Consider the following 7,321-nt stretch of genomic DNA (forward strand, 5'->3'; position numbering starts at 1 on the left):
TACTCGTATGCCTCCGGGCCCTCCGGTCCGTCGACCCCCGCCGACCCGGCGGTGCCGGGAACGGGGGCGAAGGTGGGACGCGCGGGCGAACCCGGTGTTCGGGATCCCCGCACGGCGACCGCCGGAGGAGTGCTCGGGGACACCGGCGCGGACGTGAGCTGGCTGACCGGGGCTGCGGCGGTCATGATCCTCGGCGGCACCCTGGCCCTGGGGCTGGCCCGACGCAACCGCCGCAGCATCCCCGAGACCACGAGGGAGTGATCATGGTCAGCGTCCCCCTGCCCGTCGTCATCGGCGAGGTCACCACCCCGGGTCCCGCCGCGGTCGACCTTCTGGGGCGAGGGGCCGTCCTGCTGTTCGACCTGCTCACCTCATGACAGGGAACGCTACGATGACCGAGAGTGAGTGGGCCGACTACGTCGCGTGGTCGGGTCTGGACGAGGACCGACTAGCAGAGATCCTTCGTGACCGTGGGCCGGACCGTGACCGTGAGCGTGATCCGGACGTCGGGCCGGAGACCGCCACGTGGCTGCGACGCCTGTCGAGCCGGTGCCGGACGTCAACGTCGTCGCGAACCCGCCATCGCGGGGCCGGAGAACAGCGCGATTCCTAGGACGAAACCGAAGTCGTACCAGTTGCCGTTGTTGTTCACCTCGTAGATGGTCACGGTGTCGGTGAACAGGGAGATGATGAAGGTCACGGGCAGGATGAGCCCGTGCCACAGGCCCCACCAGAATCCGAGGCCTTCCGGGGAGACATCGACGTTGGGCCCCGCTGCGCACGCACCGAGGGACAGGACGACGGCGAGGAGGACGGCGGCGGCGAGCCCGTGTCGTCCCCGGGAACTCACCTCCGCCGTCCCCGCCAGAAGTACAACGCGGGCCCGACGAAGTTGACCGCGATGACGGCGGCCCACCTGCCCTTGGAACCGCGCACCTGCTCGGCGGGCCGGAAGGCCAGGTCGGTCCACGCCGTGACCGCGAGCGACACCTGGATGGACATCAGTGTCAGGATCGCGGCCTTCTGGCCGTCAGACAGATCGCTCCACGACTTCTTCCGCATGGTTCCTCCCGGGATCGGACTGGGAATGGGACTTTCCTTACACTAGTGGCTCGTGCGGCCTCGCGAGGGTCGAAGGGTCGGAGCGACGATTCGCTCCGAGACGGCGCCCGTGACCGCGGCGAAGACCGCCTTGTGCGCCATGTCCACCACCTGCTCTCGGACAGGCCAGGAGGTCGGAGGCGCCCCCACCCCCGTCGCGTTCTCCACGGTCTGGTCGAAGCCCAGCCGGATCACCGTATGCCAGCCCGTCGCATGAACCCCACGGATTCCCGTGACCGCCCAGACCCCGCGGAGAGCGCCGAGTGCGGCCCCGGTGCCGAAGTGCATGAGGTGGTTCCACGTGTCGGGGCGGTCACTCTCTCCGGGCCGCCGGCCCAGCAGCGTGAGAAGTGCGCGCGCGGGGACGTACGAGTTCGGGCGGCCGGTGAGCAGCTGCTCACCCTTCTCCCCGAGGGTCATCACGCCCGCCCCGACTACTCCGGCGAGGGCCCCGGCTCCGGCTGCTCGCGCGAGGTGTAGTGCACGGCTGTCGCTCATCGTGTCGTCTCCTCGGATTGTGGGGAACCGCCGGACCGTCCGGCGAGATGATCTGTGGAACGGGCGAGAGCGGGATTTCCGGGGAGGAACCGGTCCCGCAGTCGTGAGCCCGGGTACCAGCCGGTGAAGAGCAGGACGATGAGCGCGAGGTCGATGACCTCACCGCCGTAGAACATGAGCTGGGCCCCGACCCTGGCGTCCGCCGGGTCGATGCCGGCCGGGGGGTGCCCGTACAACCACCTGCCGAGAATCGAATGCGCGCCGATGAACAGGACCAGGACCACCGCGCGTGTCCGGAAGCTCGCGCGGTGCGGGTTCGGGTCCGGCCCGATCATCGCCACGGTGAACAGCAGGCCGGCGAGGAACACGTGCAGGTGGACGAGGACGTGGACCGCGTGTGACTCGTGCATGAGCGCGAAGAGGTCGGTGGTGTAGAGCACCCACAGGCCCCCCGCGTTGAGCACGGCCGCGACGACGGGATGGGTGAGCACCCGCGCCGGCGGGGACCGCAGCACGCGCGAGACGACCCGGGCGTGCCGGGTGGGCAGAGTCCTCAGCGCGAGGGTCACCGGGGCCGCGAGCACCAGAAGGAGCGGTGCCAGCATGCCCATGAGAAGGTGGACTCCCATGTGGGCGGTGAACCCCGAGTGTGCCGCGGAGGCGAGGGGGCCGACCCACGCCGCCCCCAGGCAGAGCAGCCCCGCGATCCACAACGCGGTCCGATATCGGGGCCACCGGCCTCGGCGACGGTGCCGACCGGCAGCCATCAGGTAGGCGGCCGCCGCCATCGCGATCAGGGGAACGCCGAGTACCTCGGGCATCGGCCAGGAGGAGGGTTCGGGATGCGCGTGATCGTGGGTCACCGGACTCAGTCCCGGGAAGGGCGGGACGTCGGCGTCCGCTCCGGGGGAACCGCGGTCCGCCACAGGATCAACAGTCCTGCCAGGAGGAGAGCAACAGCCGAGGAGATCCACACCAGGTCGTAGACGAACAGGTCGACGCCGTAGCGGATCTGGTGGACCCGGAGGATCTTGTGGAAGACGATCCCGTCGAACAGCTGGAACGCGCCGACTCCGGTGAGGACCGCACCGGACCACCGCCCCCACGGGACGACCATCGTGTGCCGGACCTCCCCCAGCATGAACAGGCCCCACACGGTGATGAGCCAGGTGGCGCCGTGGAACAGCCCGTCCGCCAGGAGGGCGACGTTGGGGGTGGAGAGGTCGTAGAAGTGGTGCCACTGCAGGAGCAGGTGAAAGACGAACAGATCGATCACCGACCCGGCGATCCCGCAACCGAAGAGGAACCCGGACAGGACCAGACGCCGGCTCGCCCGGGGGTCCGCGGTGCGGATCTCAGTAGAAGGTGGCGACACCGTGCGTCCTCCTCGCGAGGGGTCGGGTGCCGCTGAGCCTAGGGCCGGCGGCGAGAGGTCACCACCGCTGCACGCGGGGGCCGACAGGCCGGGAACCTACTCCCGCGCGGGCTCGCGCCCCTCGGATTTCTCCCTCTCCCACTCCGCCCGGTCCCGCATCTCCCTGGGGCGGAAGTAGAACAAGCCGGAGAGCAGCGCCACGAGGAAGGCCGCGAGCATCACGAAGAACAGGGGCCAGACGCCGGTGAGGAAGATGATCGGGACCGCCATCGCGGTGACGAGGCCACCGCCGAAGAACGGTTCGAAGACCAGCTGCTTGTAACCGAACGCCTCGAACGCGGGGCTCTCCGCCTGCGGGTCGACCACCCGCATGAGGATGAGGCCCGTGGCGGTGACGCCCATCGACTGGCCGAAGTCGCCGATACCGCGCTCGAACCAGTAGCGACCGATGATCCGCGGCGCCAGCATCAGGAAGACGGCGACGTTGAAGACGATCCCCGCGACCGCCAGGATCACGAAGACACCGATGTTCTCTCCGATCGCCTGGAGGGACAGGGTGGCGATGGCGGCGACGATGAGGAAGTCGAGCGCCCACCCCTGGATCCGCAACATGATCTGGGCGTCGATCACGTGCGCGAACCCGGCCTTGGTGGCCACGAACTGCACGATCACGCCACCGAGGAGGGCGATGGGGAAGAGGGGGACGTAGGCGAAGATCTCCAGCGGCGTGTTGTCGTCGAGCATGATCGACGCGTAGGTCGCCTGCTCGATCCAGCGCAGGCCCTCCAGGATCACGAGGCCGACGAGGATCGCCACGGTGACGATTGCGATGTGGAGCGACAACGGCTCGACCGAGGACGGGCGGGACGTCATCTTGCCGGCGGAGTAGTACTCGTCCTCGCGGAAGAGCCCCTTCTGTTCCTCGATAGACATCTTGGCGCTCCCGGTGACGATCTCCGTCCGTCCGGTGCGCACCGCCCAGTTGATCAACCCGATCCCGATGACGATCCCGCCCACGATGCCCACGGTGGCCAGACCGACGGCGAGGTCGGCGCCCTCGCCGAAGCCCAGCTCGTCGAACACCGGTCGCATCCCGGCAGCGGTACCGTGGCCGCCCTCGAACCCGATCTCGATGAGCGCGCCGGTCATCGGCGCCGCCGCCAACGTCGGGACGAGGATCAGCGCCGCGAGCAGCAGACCCACGACGTACTGCCCGGAGGCGAGTGACACGCCGAGCGAGAGCTGGGGGCCGACGAGCTTCACGGCCCGCTTCGCGGTCGGGAGCTTCTGGCCGAGGAACATGGTGGCGAAGATGACGCTGATCAGAAGCCCCGGCAGCGAGGACCACACCTCCACCATCGGTTCGGTGAACAGTCCGTTCTCCCCCCAGGGGCCGCCGATCCGGCCCAGCACCTCGGGGCCCAGGAGGAGGAGCAGCGCTCCGGCGACGATCGAACTGGGGAGGAACAGTGACTGGACGATCCCCACCTTGACGCGGATGATCTTGCCGATAAGCAGCGCCAGTCCCAGGATGAGCAGGGCGAGTCCCACCGCGTTGGCCGTCATGGGGCTACCTCGGTTCCGGTCGGTGATGCATGGCGCGTACGCCGCCCCGTCTCTCTACATCTGGCGATGCACGGGGCGACTCGTCGGTTGTGAGGAATGTACGCCGTGCCATCCCTCAAATGAACCTGAACCGCTGATCGGTAACCATGCCGTCACGTTCGCCGCCTTCGCCCCCGGAGTCGGTCATCATCGAGAGGTGACGGAGAAACGGTGGGCGGAACTGACGGAATGGCCCTTGATCGGCGCAGCCCTGGCCTTCCTCGCCGCCTACGCGGTCTCGGTGCTGGTGAACCCGGAGGGCACAGGGGGCGTGGTCACCGAGATCGTGATGGTGGGGACCTGGGTGCTCTTCGCGGTGGACTTCGCGGTGCGACTGGCGTTGGCGAGACCGCGGGGTCGGTGGCTGTTCACGCACTGGTACGAACTGGTGGTGATCGCCCTGCCGATGCTCCGGCCGTTGCGCCTCCTCCGTCTGATGATGCTGCTGAGCATCATGCACCGCTCGGCGGGGACGGCTGTGCGCGGCCAGGTGATCGCGTACGCCGCGGGGTCGACGTCGGTCCTGTTGATCGTGTCCTCCCTGGCGATTCTGGATGCGGAGCGCGGTGCTCCCGGAGCGTCGATCGAGACCTACGGTCAGGCGTTGTGGTGGGCGGTGGTCACCGTCACGACGGTCGGGTACGGGGATATCGCGCCGGTGACCCCGACGGGCCGGATGATCGCGACGGGACTGATGCTCGCCGGGATCGCCCTGCTGGGCGTCGTCACGGCCACGCTCGCCTCGTGGATCGTGGACCGGGTCAGCGAGCAGGATGAGGTCAACCAGTCCGCGACTCAGGCTCAGGTCAGCCGGTTATCGGCGGACATCGCGGCACTGCGGGAGGACCTCGCACGGCTCGGCACCGTCACGGAGGGCGGGAGCGGACGGGCCGACCACCCCGCGACGGAGCCGTACCGTTGACGGTATGACTTCCCAGGAGCGGTCCGGCGTGCGGCTCGGCGACGATTTCGCCCGCGGCTTTCCCGATCTCGGCGTGCCGTGGACGGCGGCCGAGGCCCCGACCCCGCGACTACTCGCCCTCAACGACCCGCTGGCCGACGAGCTGGGGATCGATCCCGACTATCTCCGGTCGGAGGAGGGACTACGACTGCTGACCGGCACGCACGTCCCCGCCGGCGCCACCCCGGTCGCGCAGGCGTACGCGGGACACCAGTTCGGGGGCTACTCGCCGCGACTGGGCGACGGGCGGGCCCTGCTGATGGGCGAGCTGGCGGACGGGCGCGACCTGCACCTCAAGGGGTCCGGGCGCACGCCGTTCGCCCGGGGAGGGGACGGCCTGGCGGCCGTCGGGCCGATGCTCCGCGAGTACCTCGTCAGCGAAGCCATGCACGCGCTGGGTGTGCCCACCACGCGGGCGCTCGCGGTGGTCGGCACCGGGGTGGCCGTGCACCGCGATCAACCCCTTCCGGGCGCCGTGTTGGCTCGCGTCGCGGGCAGTCACCTGCGGGTGGGCACCTTCCAGTTCGCGCGCTCCACCGGAGACCTCGACCTGGTGCGCAGGCTGGCCGACCACGCCATCACGCGCCACCATCCGCAGGCGGCGGAGGCCGAGAACCGGTATCTCGGTCTGTTCGAGTCGGTCCTCGACGCCCAGGCCTCCCTCGTGGCGCAGTGGATGCTCCTGGGGTTCATCCACGGGGTGATGAACACGGACAACACCACGATCTCCGGCGAGACCATCGACTACGGCCCCTGTGCGTTCATGGAGGCATTCGACCCGGCCACCGTGTTCAGCTCGATAGACACCCAGGGCCGCTACGCCTACGGAAACCAGCCGCCCATCATGCAGTGGAACCTGGCGCGGTTCGCCGAGACCCTGGTCCCGTTGGTCGACGACGACGAGAACGCGGCCGTCGAGACGCTGACGGCCTCTCTGGGCACGTTCCCCGCTCGCTATCAGGCGGCCTGGACCGCGGGGATGCGTCGCAAGCTGGGGCTTCCCGCTGCGCCGGGCCGATCCGAGTCGGAGGCGGTCGAATCGGATCCGGTCGAGCCGCTGCTGGAGGAACTCTCGCGGTTGCTCACCGCGACCCGGGTCGACTTCACGTCGTTCTTCCGCGCGCTCATCCCGGCCGCGGCGGGTGACACGTCGGCAGTGCGGGAGCTGGTGGGGGAGTTGGCGGACGGATGGCTTGCGAGCTGGCGCACGCTGGATCCCTCGGTCGAGGTGATGGCGGCCGCGAATCCCGTGTACATCCCGCGCAACCACCTGGTGGAGGAGGCCCTGGACGCGGCGACGGCGGGTGATCTCGGGCCGTTCTCCGAGCTCCTCGTCGTCGTCACCGATCCCTACACCGAGCGTCCCGGACTTCAGCGGTACGCCAGCCCGGCCCCGCCCGACGCCTCTCCTCACGTCACCTTCTGCGGCACCTGAGACAGGTGAGCGGGCTCGGCCCCGTCGCCCCGGCGCGCAAACGAACCGGAGTCCGCCGCGAGCAGGACCGCCACGACCCCCAGCCCCATCGCGATGAGTTGGGGTGCCCCGACCCGGTCGCCGAGCATCGCCCACGCCCAGATCGCCGAAACCGGAGGGGTGAGGTAGAGCAGCATGCTCGTGGGCGTGGCGCCGAGGCGGCGCAGGGCGAGGATGTACGCCCCATAGCCACCGAGCCCGGCCGGGACCACCAGCCATGCGAGCGACCCCACGAGCCGCGCGGTCGGGTCGACCGCGAGTCCGGTGGTGAGCACGGCGACGGTGACAAAGACGACCGCCGCAGCAC

The 7,321-nt window shown here is 69.5% G+C and carries 10 protein-coding genes; 3 read left to right on the plus strand and 7 right to left on the minus strand.

What is annotated here, in order from left to right; genetic code table 11:
* Positions 1-261 (plus strand): LPXTG cell wall anchor domain-containing protein (locus G6026_RS00305; protein WP_182611902.1); only part of this gene is annotated, 261 nt, incomplete at its 5' end.
* 298 nt (positions 262-559) lie between these two features.
* Here the strand turns inward: G6026_RS00305 and G6026_RS00310 are convergent.
* From G6026_RS00310 to G6026_RS00335, 6 genes are all read right to left on the minus strand, one after another.
* Positions 560-850: a hypothetical protein gene (locus tag G6026_RS00310; protein WP_107757710.1), complete on the minus strand. Its 291-nt coding sequence runs from the start codon at positions 848-850 to the stop codon at positions 560-562.
* Positions 847-1,062 carry a hypothetical protein gene (locus tag G6026_RS00315; RefSeq protein ID WP_107757709.1) on the minus strand — a complete coding sequence of 72 codons (216 nt, stop codon included), beginning with the start codon at positions 1,060-1,062 and terminating at the stop codon, positions 847-849. The genes G6026_RS00310 and G6026_RS00315 overlap by 4 nt, the downstream gene beginning before the upstream one ends.
* 42 nt (positions 1,063-1,104) lie before the next feature.
* Positions 1,105-1,599 (minus strand): hypothetical protein, encoded by a 495-nt coding sequence (locus G6026_RS00320; RefSeq protein WP_107757708.1) that lies wholly within the window; start codon positions 1,597-1,599, stop codon positions 1,105-1,107.
* Entirely contained in the window at positions 1,596-2,462 is an 867-nt protein-coding gene (locus G6026_RS00325; protein ID WP_231750401.1) for a cytochrome c oxidase assembly protein, read from the minus strand. The genes G6026_RS00320 and G6026_RS00325 overlap by 4 nt, the downstream gene beginning before the upstream one ends.
* Before the next feature lie 5 nt (positions 2,463-2,467).
* Positions 2,468-2,974 (minus strand): DUF2243 domain-containing protein, encoded by a 507-nt coding sequence (locus G6026_RS00330; protein ID WP_107757707.1) that lies wholly within the window; start codon positions 2,972-2,974, stop codon positions 2,468-2,470.
* A 96-nt stretch (positions 2,975-3,070) separates the two neighbouring features.
* Entirely contained in the window at positions 3,071-4,540 is a 1,470-nt protein-coding gene (locus tag G6026_RS00335; protein WP_107757706.1) for a sodium:glutamate symporter, read from the minus strand.
* A gap of 196 nt (positions 4,541-4,736) precedes the next feature.
* On the opposite strand from G6026_RS00335, the gene G6026_RS00340 reads away from it, so the two are divergent.
* Positions 4,737-5,501 carry an ion channel gene (locus G6026_RS00340; RefSeq protein ID WP_182611903.1) on the plus strand — a complete coding sequence of 255 codons (765 nt, stop codon included), beginning with the start codon at positions 4,737-4,739 and terminating at the stop codon, positions 5,499-5,501.
* Positions 5,502-5,505: 4 nt separating this feature from the next.
* Positions 5,506-6,975 carry a protein adenylyltransferase SelO gene (locus tag G6026_RS00345; protein WP_182611904.1) on the plus strand — a complete coding sequence of 490 codons (1,470 nt, stop codon included), beginning with the start codon at positions 5,506-5,508 and terminating at the stop codon, positions 6,973-6,975.
* Here the strand turns inward: G6026_RS00345 and G6026_RS00350 are convergent.
* Positions 6,951-7,321, minus strand: a 371-nt coding sequence (locus tag G6026_RS00350) for a DMT family transporter (protein ID WP_182611905.1), incomplete at its 5' end; no start/stop codon positions are given. The genes G6026_RS00345 and G6026_RS00350 overlap by 25 nt on opposite strands.

This window comes from Dietzia sp. DQ11-38-2 (genome assembly GCF_014145055.1).
GTDB lineage: Bacteria > Actinomycetota > Actinomycetes > Mycobacteriales > Mycobacteriaceae > Dietzia.

Excerpts from the sequence above, each read along its gene's own strand:
- G6026_RS00315 (WP_107757709.1), bottom strand. The coding sequence starts at position 1,062 with ATGCGGAAGAAGTCGTGGAGCGATCTGTCTGACGGCCAGAAGGCCGCG.
- G6026_RS00320 (WP_107757708.1), bottom strand. The coding sequence starts at position 1,599 with ATGAGCGACAGCCGTGCACTACACCTCGCGCGAGCAGCCGGAGCCGGG.
- G6026_RS00335 (WP_107757706.1), bottom strand. The coding sequence starts at position 4,540 with ATGACGGCCAACGCGGTGGGACTCGCCCTGCTCATCCTGGGACTGGCG.
- G6026_RS00345 (WP_182611904.1), top strand. The coding sequence starts at position 5,506 with ATGACTTCCCAGGAGCGGTCCGGCGTGCGGCTCGGCGACGATTTCGCC.